12 protein-coding genes, 2 tRNA genes and 1 rRNA gene are annotated in these 17,953 nt (G+C 35.7%); 13 read left to right on the plus strand and 2 right to left on the minus strand.

The features are described from left to right. Nucleotides 1-90: 90 nt before the first annotated feature. Nucleotides 91-474, minus strand: coding sequence for a DNA-binding protein (locus ACOOWA_RS09450; protein WP_421374857.1), 384 nt, complete (start codon nt 472-474; stop codon nt 91-93). Between the two features lie 227 nt (nt 475-701). Further along, complete coding sequence (locus ACOOWA_RS09455; RefSeq protein WP_421374858.1) at nt 702-1,079, minus strand: helix-turn-helix domain-containing protein; 378 nt, start codon at nt 1,077-1,079, stop codon at nt 702-704. 137 nt (nt 1,080-1,216) lie between these two features. Here ACOOWA_RS09455 and ACOOWA_RS09460 point away from each other — a divergent pair, with 137 nt between their 5' ends. The 13 genes from ACOOWA_RS09460 to ACOOWA_RS09520 all read left to right on the plus strand — a co-directional run bounded on the left by ACOOWA_RS09460 (nt 1,217) and on the right by ACOOWA_RS09520 (nt 17,928). Further along, nucleotides 1,217-2,527, plus strand: coding sequence for a hypothetical protein (locus tag ACOOWA_RS09460; RefSeq protein WP_421374859.1), 1,311 nt, complete (start codon nt 1,217-1,219; stop codon nt 2,525-2,527). Nucleotides 2,528-2,537: 10 nt separating this feature from the next. After that, entirely contained in the window at nt 2,538-3,071 is a 534-nt protein-coding gene (locus ACOOWA_RS09465; RefSeq protein WP_421374860.1) for a DUF6705 family protein, read from the plus strand. A 141-nt stretch (nt 3,072-3,212) separates the two neighbouring features. Beyond that, complete coding sequence (locus tag ACOOWA_RS09470) at nt 3,213-4,106, plus strand: hypothetical protein (protein ID WP_421374861.1); 894 nt, start codon at nt 3,213-3,215, stop codon at nt 4,104-4,106. Nucleotides 4,107-4,122: 16 nt separating this feature from the next. Next, a complete protein-coding gene (locus ACOOWA_RS09475) occupies nt 4,123-4,707 on the plus strand; it encodes a DUF6705 family protein (protein ID WP_421374862.1) in 585 nt (194 codons plus the stop codon). A gap of 15 nt (nt 4,708-4,722) precedes the next feature. Then, nucleotides 4,723-5,277 carry a hypothetical protein gene (locus tag ACOOWA_RS09480; RefSeq protein ID WP_421374863.1) on the plus strand — a complete coding sequence of 185 codons (555 nt, stop codon included), beginning with the start codon at nt 4,723-4,725 and terminating at the stop codon, nt 5,275-5,277. A 51-nt stretch (nt 5,278-5,328) separates the two neighbouring features. Next, nucleotides 5,329-5,568 (plus strand): hypothetical protein, encoded by a 240-nt coding sequence (locus ACOOWA_RS09485; RefSeq protein WP_421374864.1) that lies wholly within the window; start codon nt 5,329-5,331, stop codon nt 5,566-5,568. Nucleotides 5,569-5,745: 177 nt separating this feature from the next. Then, nucleotides 5,746-6,330, plus strand: coding sequence for a Holliday junction branch migration protein RuvA (gene ruvA, locus ACOOWA_RS09490; protein ID WP_421374865.1), 585 nt, complete (start codon nt 5,746-5,748; stop codon nt 6,328-6,330). Between the two features lie 6 nt (nt 6,331-6,336). Continuing rightward, the gene (gene sprA / locus ACOOWA_RS09495) at nt 6,337-13,410 is read left to right on the plus strand and encodes a cell surface protein SprA (RefSeq protein ID WP_421374866.1); all 7,074 of its coding nucleotides are present in this window, start codon (nt 6,337-6,339) and stop codon (nt 13,408-13,410) included. Nucleotides 13,411-13,693: 283 nt separating this feature from the next. Further along, nucleotides 13,694-14,071, plus strand: coding sequence for a glycine cleavage system protein GcvH (gcvH, locus tag ACOOWA_RS09500; RefSeq protein ID WP_421374867.1), 378 nt, complete (start codon nt 13,694-13,696; stop codon nt 14,069-14,071). After that, nucleotides 14,016-14,423: a VanZ family protein gene (locus tag ACOOWA_RS09505; protein WP_421374868.1), complete on the plus strand. Its 408-nt coding sequence runs from the start codon at nt 14,016-14,018 to the stop codon at nt 14,421-14,423. Before gcvH ends, ACOOWA_RS09505 begins: the two co-directional genes overlap by 56 nt. Before the next feature lie 1,547 nt (nt 14,424-15,970). Further along, nucleotides 15,971-17,487, plus strand: a 16S ribosomal RNA gene (locus ACOOWA_RS09510). Between the two features lie 208 nt (nt 17,488-17,695). Further along, nucleotides 17,696-17,769, plus strand: a tRNA-Ile gene (locus ACOOWA_RS09515). 82 nt (nt 17,770-17,851) lie between these two features. Next, a tRNA-Ala gene (locus tag ACOOWA_RS09520) sits at nt 17,852-17,928 on the plus strand. Nucleotides 17,929-17,953 lie beyond the last annotated feature (25 nt).

Consider the following 17,953-nt stretch of genomic DNA (forward strand, 5'->3'; position numbering starts at 1 on the left):
TTTTCTAAGGAATAGGATAAAATCCTATCAATAAAATAAATTTCAAAGTCGGGCAGAATTCGTAGAATTTTGCCTGACTTCAGTTTAGGTTTATCCTTTCTTTTTAAAAGAAGCAAGCTTCAGTGTATCTTTAATCATCTTACCCGGTCGGAAGATTGTTTTTACACTTTTTATGCTCGATGCATTTACTTCACCCGCAGTATCTTTCCCTTCGCTGGAACCACCTGCCTGTAAGGTGAAATACTCACCTACATAGACGATCTTTCCGTCGGCTACATCATCGGCAATTTTAGAGAATGTGCTTTCCAGTACGGCAAGAATGTCGGCTTTTGATACGGTGGAAACTGAGGCTGCATGTTTGGCAAGATCTGCAAGAGTGGTTTGCCCGTTGCCTACAATATCTGCATAATACTTCGGCGGGTCGTTGGGCTTCTGAATGTTTTTTCTTGAAATAACGTTAAATGTAATTGGCATTTTTTTTCATTTTTTTAGTTAAACGTGTTTTTAGTAATTCTGTAAAACTAATTTATAAAAAAAACAGATACCATATCATGATGCACAAAATTATCTTTAATATTTTGTAGTTCAAAAACTCATGCGCATGAGTTGATCAATTCATGCGCATGAGTGTAACGATTCATGCGCATAAGTTTTCTGGTTGATGCGCATGAGTTTTTAAGATTATAATGAGGTTACTAGATTTACCTTTTCAACAGACTTTCTATAAGCTTGCTTTGTGCTTCTATAAGCTTTGCAATCTGCTCCTGATTTTTAAGAATGCTTTCTGTGAGCTCAGGAGATTGCATATTAAAAACAGGATTATACTGATTTACAGCAGCTACAGCATGATCACTAAATTCGTTATTTGACATAATATTACTGGTTAACTCGCTCAGCAATTCATTGATGTCAACCTCCAGTTCTTTAGCAATTTTATTTAATAAAAGAGAATTGGGAATGGTTTTGTCAGATTCGATGTTGGAAATTGTTCCTTGAGTAACATCTAAACGCAAAGCCAGATCATCCTGAGACCATCCTTTTGCTTCTCTGTACTTTCGTACTTTACCTCCTATTTTCATTTTATTAATAATTTAATCAAAAATATTAAAATATTAATGATACCCACAAGAAAAATCTTTTAGTTTTGCTAAAAACAATCACATTATTGTGATTATAGAATTTTTTATATATTTAACTCATTAAAAACAAAATGACTATGGAAAAAAAATCATTTCTCAGGCTTTGCCTGATTCTTATGGCAGCACTGTCACTTTACTCCTGTATTCACGATGAAATCATTTCATCATCAGATTCTACTTCTACGGAATACGTCAACAAAAGCCTTTGGAAGCAAGACGAAAAGTATATTAAAAATGTAATGAAAGTCTATGCCGAGAACGAAGCCGAGATTAAAAAAGTAAACGGCATCCCTTACTGGAACTTTGCAACTACAGTAGACAGCTTTGATGAAAGCTATGTAGCAATACCTGTAGTAAACAACGAAAAAGTAGTTTCTGTACTGAAAGTACCAAGACACGGAAAAAACATCTATTTTTACTACACCAATGAAGAGAGCGATCTTAAGTTCTTTCAAGGATTGGTTTTTGCTAAAACGAAAAAAGCAGGAACATCCGATGGATCAATTGCTCAGACAGATGGGATGGCGTGTACCAGACAATGGATATCGATGTGGTTTCCTGATAATGAACAATTCCCTACACCAGAGACCGGATCGGGGCATTGGGAAAGTGTATCTGTGGTGAAATGTAAATCAATCAAAGACGAATGTGTAGGCGTTGTCAATGAATTTGGAATTTGTGAAGGAGGTACCGGTGATGAAGGAGGTTATCCTTATCCAGGACTTGGAGGCGGTGGTGAATCTGAAATAGAAGAAACACCTTGTCAGAAAATACAGGAAATAGGAAAGCATACAAAAACGAAGTCTTTATTTGAAAATTTAAAGACAAAAATTAATTCTACAAAAGAATTCGGAGAAATTCTTATAGAATCTAATGGGCAAATCGATAACATTTCTAAAGAAGGGGAATCTGGTGCAGGAGGTATTGATATTTCTTATTCTGGAGGACAGATTGATGGCTTTATCCATTCGCACTATGCAGGGTTATTATCTATTTTCTCACCTGGAGATATTGCATCACTCTCCGCAATATATGCAAGCGGCAGCATCAGAGATATAAATACTTTTGTAATGGGTGTAGTAACGGCGTCTAATACCCAGTATATGATGGTGATAGACGATCCTACAAGTTTTGCTGCTTTTTCACAACAATTTTTATTACCGAATGGAGAGATTGATCAAATATTTACTAATGGATATGGTGTTTTGACTTATGGGTTGTATAACATTCAAAAAAATAATCTAGGAGCAACTAATGAATTAGGATTTGTAAAGCTTCTATCAGAACAAAACTCAGGTCTGAAAATATTAAAAGGGTCAAATAATTCTAACGATTGGTCTGAACTAAAAATAACTAATGGACAAGTTGTTCCACAACCATGTAATTAAAAAATATAATATGAAAAATATAATTTATTTACTAAGCATTATATGTTGTATATCTTTCAACAATTGCTCAGCACAAAACATTGTTCAACATATTTTAGATCCTTCATCAGATAAATTTACAGGAATGTGGAAATGGGGAGGTGCTACTAATGGAGTAACTTTGATAATGAAAAAAGAATATAATGTACATCTGCTTGGAAATAATGACAATACAATAGCAGATGTAATAATAGGATTTCATAAAATCAATAAAAATGGTCAAATAACCGAAGATCATACTATATTTAGTAATACCAATTTTGCAGATAAAAAAAATTCTTTTGTTGGAATGACAGATATACACACTCCTAATCCTAATGAGTTAAGAATTTGGATGTCTCATAAAAATAAAAATATAGAATTGGAGATTTTATATATAGATTTAACTCATATTAAAATTGTTGGTGTAAAAAACCAAGAAGGTGCAAGATTTATTAAACCAGGACAAGCCCCTACAGATTGGTCAATAGATATACCAAATAATATTATATTGACGAAACAGTAATACCAGAACCTCCTAAATGAAGGTTTTTGTAATTATTTAGTACATCTACGAAGAAAGTGATCTTAATTTTTTCAAGGTCTTATTTTTACAAAGCACAAAAAATCAGGAACGCCCGATGGATCAATTGCTCAGACAGATGGGATGGCGTGTACCAGACAATGGATATCGATGTGGTTTCCTGATAATGAACAATTCCCTACACCAGAGACCGGACCGGGGCATTGGGAAAGTGTATCTGTGGTGAAATGTAAATCAATCAAAGACGAATGTGTAGGTGTTGTCAATGAATTTGGAATTTGTGAAGGCGGTACCGGTGATGAAGTCGGTTATCCTTATCCCGGAGGTGGAGGAGGCAGTGGTGAAGAGGAAGAAGAGGAGGAAGATCCTTGTGAAAAAATAAAAGCAAATTTTACAGATGACCGTTTTAAAAACCAGTTTAATGCCTTGAATACGACAGAAAATTTTAATAAAGATCACGAAGTAGGATTCTATGAAAAGGCTTCTGTGGTAAATGGCTCTACCATAAAGTCTTTTAATAGTACGGTTGGTCCATCCTGTGGGAATACGGCACCGATACCTAACGTAGCAGGAATTACCGGTTTTGGGCATACCCACAATGATAATGGTTGTAGCAATAATTCTTACACTATACGTGTTCCTTCACCAGATGATATTATGGTATTTTTGTTTAAAATGGTAAGGCAGTCTTATAACTATTATGGAAATTATTCCAATGCCTATTATCTTACGGTAACTTCGCAAGGAAGTTATAATTTAAGCTATACCGGAAGCATTCATCCTAACGATTTGTCTTTTGATATAAATAAATTAAGAAATGATTATCGAGATTTATATCGTGATGTAGAAATATCAACCGTCTCCCAAGATAAAATAGAAAAAGTATTTACCAAGTTTCTGAAAGAAAAGGTAAATATAGATGGATTGGAAGTCTATAAAGTTACCCCTACTTCGAGCGAAAAGCTGGATTATGATCCTGTTACAAAAACCATGAACAAAGTACCATGTCCGAATTAACTAAAAAATATTTATTATGAAAAGTATACTATTTATTCTATTAATGATGATTTCTTGTAAATCTTTTCCTCAGTCAAATTGTCAAACAACAATCACAGTACCCTTCAGAACTTATAATATTCAGAATAAAGAATGTTACTATTTTAAAGATACTCATAACGAACTTCCCGAATATGAAGGAACATGGAAAGGTACTTGGAATAACAAAACACTCGTCATTTCTTTTACAAAAATGACCAATATATATAGTGATGCACTAGAGTATAATAGAGATTATTTGGCTGGAAAATTTAAAACATTAGATAATAATGGAAATATATTGTTCAATAATTTAAATTTACAAAATAACGAAGCCAAAATTAGAGGAATAAATTTTCAAGAAACTACTAATAAATATATAATGTCTTATACAGATAATGATCTATGTGGTATAGGTGGAAGCATTAAAATATCTTTTGCCAATACAGCCAAAACACAATTAAATTTAGATTTTGATCAAGATCGTCAGATTATAGATACCGATTGTTATTATTACAGCTATCCACCAAGTCAATATCCGGAGCCGCTGCCAAAGAATAATATTGTGCTGATAAAGCAGTAGAAACTTAAATTAGATATGAGAAATATAATTTTATTGTTAGTGATTTTGCTATTAAATTCTTGTGCTAATGAATATATACAATTTACTACTAAAAAACTATATGTTTATGATAATGAGGTCAATGTAAAACTTGTACCAAAGAAAAAAAGAACAAAAGTTATCTTATCATATTATGATACGCTTATTGAAACAAATGCTCCAAAAAGAACAAGAATTTTCCGTATTGTACACAATAAAAGGATTAAAATTAAAAAAATTGATACTCTTAATAATTATCAAAATATAATTGATTCTTTTGAGAAAATTGATGAAAACCTTATGAAATTTCCTAAAGAAATTATTGATTCTAATGGGGTTGCAGGTATTTCATTTGTTTCCGGAGATGCTGCTAGTGTAAAAATATTCCATAAAAAAGGTAATAATAAAAAAGTTGTATTATCTAATAGTGGTCTTTTACCCGAATACGGATATTTTTACACTACATCAAAGATGATATTAGAACATGCAAACATATCTATTGATAGCGTTAACTCATTTGGAGAAAAAAGAAAAATTATTAATGAAAATTGAGTAATTGAAATAGACCACATCAGTAATTTTGGAAATCAAGGTGCAGAATTTTTGGGAATATTCCCCAGTTTAGATATCCCGGAAAAAGATACTATACTTTTCTTTCCGAAAGATATGTGGAGAAAAACTGCAACAATACATATTACAGCTATTACTTCTAGTCAAATGACATTAAAGCTAATTTTTGATCCTAGTTATTATAAAGGAAACTGTATTCACAATGCTTATGTAGCACAGCATGGTGACTGGCCAATTAATTTCCCTAAAGATATTGTGCTTACAAAGCAATAAACTAAAAATATCCAATAATAGCCGATTAAACAGATTACTCCAATTTTTTGGAGTTTTTTGTTTTTTACGCTAAATCATTGTCTTTCCAATTACAAAAAAAGTTAAATACCATTCTTGTGTTAAATGAATTTATTACTTATTTTAAATTACTATATTTGGAAGTTATAAAAATTAATAATGATATTTTCTTTACAGGGCATCGTTCAGGAGCTTACCCCGACTTACGCAGTGATCAACGTAAACGGAGTAGGGTATTACACCGGGATCAGCCTCATGACTTCTCAAAAACTTACTTTAAATAAAGAAACGTTTCTTTTCATTCAGCAGATCATCCGTGAAGATGCGCATCTGCTTTTTGGGTTTAACACTCGTTTGGAAAAAGAAATGTTTAATCTCTTAATAAGCGTTAACGGTGTAGGTGCTGTCTCTGCTCTTATTTTATTGTCTACTTTAGGCATTGATGAAATTGCTGCGGCAATACTTTCAGGAAGCAGCCTTATCATTCAGAAAGCAAAGGGAATCGGAGCAAAAACTGCTGAAAGAATCATCGTTGATTTAAAAGATAAAGTGCAAAAATTCAGCAATCCGGAAGAAAATATTTCTTTGGCAGTAAATAATAAAATTAAGGAAGAATCGTTATCTGCATTAGAAGTTTTGGGGATTCCGAAAAGGTCTAGTGAGAAAATTGCTGACCGTTTTTTGAAGCAAAATCCAGATATTTCTGTAGAAGAATTAGTAAAACAAATCTTAAAAAATATTTAACATTTGGTGAAAAATAATAAGTTTCTCAGCATCTATATATTCTTGTTGTTTTTGTTCTGTTCGGTAAACACTTTCGGACAGCAAGAAAATCAACAAGGTTTTTCTATAAAGAAAAATTACGAAGTTACCGACCCTACCTATTACGAAGCGTATTACGATATCAAAACGGGGATGTATTATGTATATCCTAAAATTGGTAATACAATTACCGGACCAGGTGTTGCCATGTCACCCGAAGATTATAAAGAGTTTATGCTTGCAGAGCAGTCTAAAGCTTTTTATAGAGATAAATCTGAACGCTATAATTTGATGTTCAGAAAAGATAAAACAGACGCCGCAAAAAGAGGTTTAATTCCTTCATTAACGATTAATAACAGACTTTTTGAATCTATTTTTGGAAGCAACAAAATTGAAATCATTCCTTCGGGATATGCTTCATTTGATTTTGCAGGGCTTTATCAGAAAATTGATAATCCTTTGATTTTGCCACAAAACAGAACCAGTTTTACTTTTGATATTGATCAAAGAATTCAGTTAGGTTTAATTGGAAAAGTGGGTGAAAACTTACAGCTGAAAGCCAACTACGATACGCAAAGTGGTTTTGCATTTGAGAACAGAATGAATTTGGTTTGGCAGTCAAAAGGAACATGGAAAGATCTTCAGACAAAAGGTTTGAACGATGTTAATAAACCCAGTGCAGGAGGTGAAGATAAAATCATCAAAAGGGTTGAATTCGGTAACGTCAATATGCCACTCTCTACGAGTTTAATTCGTGGTTCGGAATCTTTATTCGGGGTAAAAACTGAATTTCAGTTAGGTAAAACTTTCGGAACGGTTGTGCTTTCACAACAACAGGGTGAAGCCCGGAATATTGTCGTACAAGGTGGTGGAACGATGAGTAGCTTTAAAGTCAATGCTTTAGACTACGAAGAAAACCAGCATTATTTTATCGGACAATATTTTTTAAATAATTACGATACTGCTTTGCTAAATTATCCTCAGATTAATTCAAGAATCAGTATTTCGAGAATGGAAGTTTGGGTTTTAGATCAGGGAAATTCAAATTTAGCTTATCAGAAAAGTTTAATAGGAATCAGAGATTTAGGTGAAGGGGTTTCTGGTTTACCCGATAATTCTCAAAACGGATTGTATCAACAGGTGAATTCAGCAATTGGAACTCCGAGAGAACAGGGAAAAAACTATCTTCCGAATTTCCAGGGACAAACTTTTCCGGGAAGTACACAACCTTATGACAACGGAGAACAGTTTGTACTGACCACAAAAGCGAGAAGAATGGATGCGAATGAGTATACCTTTCATCCGCAGTTAGGTTATATCTCTCTAAATCAAAAATTAAATGACAACCAGCTTTTAGCGGTTTCATATTCATATACGGTCAACGGAACCAATCAGGTTTATAAAGTAGGAGAGTTCTCTGAAGAAAGCCCGGTTTTAGTTACAAAACTTTTAAGACCAAATAACAAAGTAAACGTTCAGTCTCCGATGTGGAATCTAATGATGAAGAATTTCTATTCTTTAGATGCAGCGCAGGTTGATCGTGACGGATTTATTTTAAATGTATACTATCGTGACGCAAAAACAGGTGGTAAAGTAAATTATTTACCCAATACTCCTGTTCAGGATACCAATCTATTAAAACTTTTCAATTGGGATAGGCTAAATGTAAACGGTGATTTACAAAGCAATAATGGAGTTTTAGGTGATGGTGTTTTCGATTTTGTGGAAGGTATTACAATAAAAAAAGACCAGGGAAGAATTATGTTTACCAAAGTGCAGCCTTTCGGAAGTTATATGGCAGGCTTGGTAGGAAACGATCCTCAGTATGTATTCTCAGATTTGTATACCCAACAGAAACAGGTCGCAAGCCAAAGTAACCTTTCCCAACGATATACGATGGAAGGCCGCTACAAAGGAGCTCAAGGACAGGGAATTTCTTTGGGTGCAGTAAACGTTCCTCAAGGCTCGGTAAAAGTTTCCGCAAATGGAGTACAGCTTACAGAAGGGATTGATTACACTGTTGATTATATGCTCGGAACGGTTACGATTATTAATGAAACAGTAAAGCAGTCGGGTCAGGCAATAAATATTTCTTTAGAAAATCAATTGACTTTTAATACCCAGAGAAAGAGGTTTTTAGGGTTAAATTTAGAAAGAAGAGTAAGTGAAAACTTTATTTTCGGTGGTACAGTTGTTAATTATTCTGAATCTCCGTTAACTCAAAAGGTCAATTACGGTCAGGAAGCTGTAAACAACACGATGGCGGGAATCAATATGATGTACAACAATCAACTTCCTTTCCTGACAAGATTAACAGATAAAATTCCGGGAATTAATACAGAAGCCCCGTCTAATTTGAATTTTAAAATGGAGGGAGCTTATTTAATTCCCGGGATTAATAAAGGAACAAATGATCAATCCTACATCGATGATTTTGAGCAGACCACAGCAAAAATATCATTAAAAGAACCTACAGCATGGAGTTTGGCTTCTAAACCTGAGAAAAATCAAAATAATCCGATTTTTGCCGGAGCGGGTGCTAATGATAATTTGACGAACGGATTTGGCAGAGGTTTATTATCTTGGTATAATATTGACCCAAGATTTTGGGGAGTAGGAGGAAGACCACCACAGGGAATTACTGCTGCCTCAGTCTCCAATCACGCGTCAAGACGTGTACAATTCTCAGAGATTTTCAATAACAGAGATTTTGTTGCGGGAGAACAAACGTTTACCAATACTTTTGATATTTCTTATTTTCCTCAGGAAAAAGGTCCTTACAATGCCAATCCTGCAACTGAAACCACTCAACAGAGATGGGCCGGAATTATGAGGCCGATAAGTGTTTCTAACTTTGTAAATTCAAATATAGAATATGTAGAATTTTGGATGATGGATCCTTATGCAGACGGAAATACTTTAGGGGCAAACCCGAAACTACTTTTACATTTAGGAAACGTTTCAGAAGATGTTCTTAAAGATGGATTGATGCAGTACGAAAATGGTTTACCAACAGGAGGTTCTCCATCAACTACAACAACATCAAACTGGGGAATTCAGCCAAAACAGCCACCAATTTTATATGCTTTCTCAACAGAAGGTGCAGACAGAACAGCACAGGATTTAGGGTATGACGGTTTAAGCTCTGATCAGGAATCAGCGAGATTCGGAACTACATTTGTAAACCCGGTAACCAACCTTTTAGATCCGGCTATTGATGATTTTGTATTTTATATGTCTGATAAATTTACCGGAAACCAGGCTGCATCTATCGTACAGAGATATAAATACTTCAGAGGCCCGGAAGGAAACTCGCAGAGTAATTCTTTGGAAGTTGCTACACAAACTCCGGATGCGGAAGATATTAATAAAGATTATAATTTAGATCAAAGTGAAAGTTATAACGAATATATTGTCGACTTAGATGCTGCAAGTTTAGTTACTGGAACAAATAATTATATTGTTGATCAAAAAACAGTAACGGCAACCTTCCAAAACGGTCAGACTGATGAGGTGAAATGGTATTTATTCAGAATTCCTGTTTCCAATTATAATTCAGGAAAACCGAATTTAGGAGGAGAAAAAGATGCGGCTATTCTCAATAATGTAAGATTTGCGAGATTGGTTTTAACAGGTTTTGATCAGCCATCAACTTTGAGATTTGGTACGATGGATCTTGTAAGATCTGACTGGAGAAGATACAGCAAAAATATTGCAAAATTTCAGATTCCTGCTACGCCTAATCCTATAATACCAGATCCAGCACTTGATGAAGGTACCGATTTAGTAAACATAGATAATTTCGAAGTTGGAAGTGTAAATATTGAAGAAAATGCATTAAACCAGCCACCGTATGTACTTCCTCCGGGAATCGACAGACAGGTTCTTAGTGGAAATGCAGGTGCACAGAGACAAAACGAATCTTCACTATACATGAAAGTGAAAAATATGGGAGATGAAGCAAGAGGAGTTTTCAAAAATACTCAGCTTGATATGAGAAGATATAAAAAACTGAGACTTTTTGTTCATGGACAAAATTTGGATAATACATCATCAAATGTATTAGATCAAGATGTTAAATTTTTCATTCGTTTCGGTAGTGATGCTACAGATAACTATTATGAATATGAATCATCATTAAAATATACCTCAATCACTTCAACAACACCTTCTGAAATTTGGCCATTAGAAAATGAAGTGGATTTCAACATTCAGGATTTTGTGGATGCCAAAATACAGAGAGATAAAAATACCAGCTCTATTGTCAAGAGAACATGGATCTCAAACTGGGGGGATGTTAATAAAAGAATTTATATAAAAGGTAGACCATCATTAGGAAATATCACAACTATTATGATTGGGGTGAGAAATAATAATACGAGAATTAATAGAGGTCGAGTTTTATGGGTAAATGAAGTTCGTCTCTCAGAGATTGAAAATGATGGCGGTTATGCAGGAAATGCAAGTTTAAATTTCAACTTAGGAGATTTTGCAACAGTTAATACAAGTGCTTCTTATTCATCAGTTGGTTTTGGAAATATAGATTCCAAACCGGCAGAAAGAAGTCAGGCGACTCAATCTGCGTTCAGTATCAATACCGCAATAAACGTTGATAAATTCTTACCGGAAAAAACAGGGATGAAAATTCCGGTGAACTATTCTTATTCTCAGACCATTGAAGATCCGAAGTATAATCCTTTAGATACCGATGTAGAATTTAGCAAAGCGGCAAACAAAGAAGAACTTAAAAAAGTTGCAAGAACGTATACTCAGCAAAGAAGTATTGGTGTTGTAAATATGCATAAGGAAAGGGTGAAACCAAACAGTAAACCTAAATTTTACGATGTAGAAAACCTTTCATTAACAGCCGTTTATAATGATGATCATTACCGTGATATTTATACCAAGAAAAACTACAGACAGTATTTCAGAGGTTATTTAGATTACAATTATACTTTCAAACCCTGGGTTGTAAAGCCATTCAATAAAATGATTAGCGATACGGCTAAATCCACAAAATATCTGAGATGGATAAAAGAGTTTAATATTAATCCTATCCCGACAAGATTGTCTTTCAGAACTGAGCTTGACAGAAATTATAACGAGCTTGAATTTAGAAATATCGATGCAATTCTCAGCGGAAATCTTAATGATGACTTTGCTGCTTTGAAAAACAGAAACTTCTATTTCGGGTGGCAATATGGTTTAGGATTTAATTTTACTAAATCTTTAAAACTTGAAATAAATTCAGCAACGAGAACTTTAAATGACCAGGTTGATGTCAATACAATGGATAATTCTTCAATTTTTGGAAATATTTTCAGAGCAGGAAGACCCGTTTTGTATAATCACAGAGTTCAGCTGAATTACAAATTACCGTTCCAGTATCTTCCTTATTTAGATTTCATTGATGCAGAATTGGGTTACGGATTTACTTACAACTGGAATGCAAGATCTACTGCGCTTCTTAGAAGTCCGGAAGGAAGTTTAGGTTCAATCGGGCAGAATACCAATATTATTTCGGCAAATGCAAGTGCAGATCTTCCGAAATTCTTTGGTCAGTTCAGCTATTTCAAGAAGATGTCGACTACGCTTCAGAAACGTAAGCAGGAGCAGGATTCATTAAATAATGCTTATACTCAGGCTTGGGAGAAAAACAGATATGCATTCAAGAAGTATAAGTTTAAAAACAAACTTTCTATTTTGCAAAGTGCAGCATTTGTACTGACTTCTATGAAGCAGCTGAATGTAACCTATACAGAAAACAACGGAACTGTACTTCCGGGTCTGCTTTCTGCACCAAATGGTTATGGTTACGGACAGACTTTGGGAGGTCCTTCTTTAGGTTTCCTTTTCGGTTCGCAGGCAGATATCAGAAGATTGGTAATGGAGCGAGGTTGGGTAAGCGATTCGCCTTTCATGATTGATCCTTATATAAAGATGTCAACACGGGAACTCAGATCAGATTTACAGGTTTCGCCAATGAACGATTTTAATTTTAGTTTTAATATTTTACAGACGTACAACAGGAATTTTTCACATACAGGATTTAATTATGTCGATCAGCAGACAGGATTTGCAAACCCGAATCTTACATTTGCGAGTGATATGGTTTCTTATTCGAACACGGTGGTTTTGCTTAATTCTTCCTTTAAAGAAAGTCCGGCTATTTTTGATGCAATCCGGGCAAATGCTAAAGTAATTTCTCAACAATTAGGAGGTGCTTTAAATGCAGACGGATATACAGATGGTCATAGTATCTCAAATGCGTATGTTTTAATTCCTGCATTCCGGGCTGCGATGGAAGGGAAAAATCCTGAAACAATGGGTAATGCCAAAAAAGCAGGCTTCCCGATTCCGAACTGGAGAATTATTTATTCAGGTTTAAGAAATGTCCCGATAATTAATGGCCAGTTCTCCAAGTTTGATATTTTACACAGTTATAGTGCAACGTATACGGCAACCGGAGTTCAGTCGAATATTGATTATTTTAATATTCAAAATGATGTTGAAAATTCTCAGCGAGACGTAAATAATAATTATATCAATCCTTACACATTCTCTCAGGTAAGTTATACAGAATCATTCTCACCATTGATCGGCGTTGATGTTACGATGAGAAATAATATGCAGTTTGGTATTCAGTATAATAAAATGCGTACAATGATTCTTGGTTTGGTTAATCATTCTCTTACCGAAGATTCCAATACAGAATATGTTGTGAGATTGGGGTATATCGTAAGAAACTTCAGATTAGGCACCAATAATCAGAGAGGAGCAAGAGCGAAAGGATCAGATCTGAACATCCGTGGAGATATTTCTCTTCGAGACAGCCGAACAAGTATTATGAATATTCTGCTAAATGATTCTCAGGTAACAGGTGGACAAAGATTAATGAATATTAAACTTTCTGCCGATTATAATGTTTCAGAAAATCTGAATTTAAGATTATTCTACGAACAGATGACTTCGAAATACAAAATCTCAACGGCATTCCCGTTATCAACCATCCGAGCAGGTTTATCTGCAACATTTACTTTTGGTGATTCCGGAGGCCTTTAGAATAAATTGATAAAATCCCTTTCGAAAAAGAAAGGGATTTTTTATTTCACAGCTATTGGAGGATAAGATTTTAATTACTATCTTCGGTAGGTAATAATAATTAATTTAAATCAGAACGAAAGATGCACAGTATTGTGTGTCTTTTGTTTTTTATTGAATTAAGAGATTTTTGTATCAAATCTATGTAATATAATAAATTGAATTATAAAACTTGTTGAAAGTTTTTCTTTGAGTATATCTCTATTTTGAATAAATTTGCTAACATTAAAAAAAGAAAAGAAAAATGAATACACCATCAGAATTAAAATACACCAAAGACCACGAATGGGTGAAAATCGAAGGTAATATTGCTACAATTGGTATCACAGACTTTGCGCAGGGAGAGCTGGGAGATATCGTTTATGTAGATGTAGATACTGTAGATGATGATATCAATGGTGGAGACGTTTTCGGAAGTGTTGAAGCAGTGAAAACAGTTTCAGATTTATTCTTGCCAATTTCAGGAAAAGTTACGGAATTTAATGCTGCCTTAGAAGATCAGCCGGAATTACTAAACACAGACCCTTATGGAAACGGATGGATCATCAAATTGGAAATCGCAGAAGATGCAGATCATTCAGAATTGCTTTCGGCAGAAGAATACCAAGCTGTCATTGGATAAAATTTCAAACATATTTATAAAGATACTGCCCATTTATTGGGCATTTCTTACTTATATGCTCCTGCGTCCCGGAGTCGAAAACCACGAATATTTCTTTATGTTCAACGGAATCGACAAAGTTCTGCACCTGAGCATTTTTGCGGCATTGGGTTTTTGCTTTATTGCTGCCTTTCCCAAAATCAGATTTTCTTATTTTTTTCAGATCATTCTTATTTACGCATTTCTCACAGAAATTTTTCAGGAAGAAATGAAGCTCGGCAGATCCATGGAAACTCTCGACATTGTTGCCGATACTATTGGATGTCTTATTGGTTACTATATATATAGAATACTCATCAAACGTTTTTTCTAATTTTTTTATTGAGATACTTATTACAAGCAGAAAAATATTGTAATCTCGAAAATTACCTGCTCACAAAATTTAAAGTTCTTTACGTTTATTTAATTTTTTTTCATGAGCTTCCACCCGCTCTCTCCTTTATCTTTTGCTCTTTGTTGCTCATCACAAAAGGATGCCGTTTCGATCGGAGCTATGGATTTAGGTTTACGAGAGATCTTATGCTCTTGTATGTTTATATTTATAACTCCCATTCATTATTCCTGAATCAAGATGTAGCTTAACAACAAATTAGCTCCAAGCTTTTACTTAAATTTAATGTAAGGAAAAATTAATTATAATATTACGTTCCCGGATATTGCTCAAAACTTCTACTGAGCTTAATCTTATCAGAATCAACAAATTAGTTTGATCTACAGCTCCTACTTAAATTTAATATGAGCGGAAAATTAATTATAATAATACGTTTCCGGATATTGCTCAAAACTCCCACGAGCTTAATCTTAACAGAATCATCAAAGTAGTTTTATCTACAGCTCCTACTTAAATTTAATGTAAGGAAAAATTAATTATAATAATACGTTTCCGGATATTGCTCAAAACTTCCACTGAGCTGTATCTTAACAGAATCATCAAAGTAGTTTTATCTACAGCTCCTACTTAAATTTAATGTAAGGAAAAATTAATTATAATAATACGTTTCCGGATATTGCTCAAAACTTCCACGAGCTGTATCTTAACAGAATCATTAAAGCAGTTTTATCTACGACTCCGTAGGAGCTAAACCTTTGTAGAAAGATATTTCAAAACAACCAGAGCTCCTTAGGAGCGGCACTTATGTCATCTTTGATAAAAGTTTGCCGGTTCTCGTTTTGTTGATCGCCAAATCTCCTTCAAATCCCCACGAACAGTACTTCTCTTCGTTATATCCACCCCTTTATTGCTCACCGCACATCAAATATCAACCCGTTTGATGCAACCGTAACACCCAACAGTCAAAATTTTCTTTGCACCAAACCAGTGAGTTAAGCTTTAATATGAATTAAATAACAACATTATGTTAAATAAATTAGGTTGGTAAAGGAAAAATTTTCTACTTTTGCCGCACTGAAAAACGAGAGAGCTTCAGTAGCGCAGAGGAGCTTTTAGATAAGCGGGGAACATTAAGAAATACTTTTATTAGGGGATGTGTGATCGAAAGGTGATGCATTATTTAATAGGATATGAATTAAAAAAAACTTTTAAAATTTTTAGAGATAAGAGTTGCGGGGGTTAAAAATATTTGTATCTTTGCAGTCCCAATACGGGGAGCGCAGGAGTAGAATTGAGGAGATGTAAATAAAAGGAATTAAGGTCATCAAAAAACTTTAAATTTTCTTTAAAAACATTTTGTCAATTAGAAATAAAGTTTTACTTTTGCACACGCAAATACGATAAGCGAAACGACAGAAAGTAGCGAAGTAGGAAGCGGAAGATAAGAGATCATTGAAATACAATATAACAACCAAAATAAGGAAAAACTAAAGCGTATTAAATAAACTTTGAGTGAGTCAGACAAACATACAATGGAGAGTTTGATCCTGGCTCAGGATGAACGCTAGCGGGAGGCCTAACACATGCAAGCCGAGCGGTATTTCTTCTTCGGGAGAGAGAGAGCGGCGTACGGGTGCGGAACACGTGTGCAACCTGCCTTTATCAGGGGGATAGCCTTTCGAAAGGAAGATTAATACCCCATAATATATTGACTGGCATCAGTTGGTATTGAAAACTCCGGTGGATAGAGATGGGCACGCGCAAGATTAGATAGTTGGTAGGGTAACGGCCTACCAAGTCAGTGATCTTTAGGGGGCCTGAGAGGGTGATCCCCCACACTGGTACTGAGACACGGACCAGACTCCTACGGGAGGCAGCAGTGAGGAATATTGGACAATGGGTGAGAGCCTGATCCAGCCATCCCGCGTGAAGGACGACGGTTCTATGGATTGTAAACTTCTTTTATACTGGGATAAACCTACTTTCGTGAGAGTAGCTGAAGGTACAGTATGAATAAGCACCGGCTAACTCCGTGCCAGCAGCCGCGGTAATACGGAGGGTGCAAGCGTTATCCGGATTTATTGGGTTTAAAGGGTCCGTAGGCGGATCTGTAAGTCAGTGGTGAAATCTCATAGCTTAACTATGAAACTGCCATTGATACTGCAGGTCTTGAGTAAAGTAGAAGTGGCTGGAATAAGTAGTGTAGCGGTGAAATGCATAGATATTACTTAGAACACCAATTGCGAAGGCAGGTCACTATGTTTTAACTGACGCTGATGGACGAAAGCGTGGGGAGCGAACAGGATTAGATACCCTGGTAGTCCACGCCGTAAACGATGCTAACTCGTTTTTGGGCTTTCGGGTTCAGAGACTAAGCGAAAGTGATAAGTTAGCCACCTGGGGAGTACGTTCGCAAGAATGAAACTCAAAGGAATTGACGGGGGCCCGCACAAGCGGTGGATTATGTGGTTTAATTCGATGATACGCGAGGAACCTTACCAAGGCTTAAATGGGAATTGACAGGTTTAGAAATAGACTTTTCTTCGGACAATTTTCAAGGTGCTGCATGGTTGTCGTCAGCTCGTGCCGTGAGGTGTTAGGTTAAGTCCTGCAACGAGCGCAACCCCTGTCACTAGTTGCCATCATTCAGTTGGGGACTCTAGTGAGACTGCCTACGCAAGTAGAGAGGAAGGTGGGGATGACGTCAAATCATCACGGCCCTTACGCCTTGGGCCACACACGTAATACAATGGCCGGTACAGAGGGCAGCTACTTAGTGATAAGATGCGAATCTCGAAAGCCGGTCTCAGTTCGGATTGGAGTCTGCAACTCGACTCTATGAAGCTGGAATCGCTAGTAATCGCGCATCAGCCATGGCGCGGTGAATACGTTCCCGGGCCTTGTACACACCGCCCGTCAAGCCATGGAAGTTTGGGGTACCTGAAGTCGGTGACCGTAACAGGAGCTGCCTAGGGTAAAACAAGTAACTAGGGCTAAGTCGTAACAAGGTAGCCGTACCGGAAGGTGCGGCTGGAACATCTCATTTTAGAGCGTCTAAAGACGTTAAACAAAACAGTACGCAAGTACAAAAAGTACTTATTTAAAGTTTTTTAGCTTTAGTTTTTTATTTGGTTGTCATATATAATAAAATACAAACCCACTAGAAATTAGTATCAGGGAACAGAAGAGACGGGAGAAGATTTTGTGAATCGTTAAAACTCGAAACACAAAACTCGAAACTCGAAACAACAAAGAGTCTCGTAGCTCAGCTGGTTAGAGCGCTACACTGATAATGTAGAGGTCGGCAGTTCGAGCCTGCCCGAGACTACTAATTGAAGCGGATGGCGAATAGCTTTTAGCTGCTGGCAATTAGTCAATAGCAAGAAGCGATAAGCTGGAAGCACCTAGAGGGGGAATTAGCTCAGCTGGCTAGAGCGCCTGCCTTGCACGCAGGAGGTCAAGGGTTCGACTCCCTTATTCTCCACCATCACCGATGGTTTATTCTTAAAAAA

Source organism: Chryseobacterium sp. GP-SGM7, assembly GCF_049166575.1.
Taxonomy (GTDB): domain Bacteria; phylum Bacteroidota; class Bacteroidia; order Flavobacteriales; family Weeksellaceae; genus Chryseobacterium.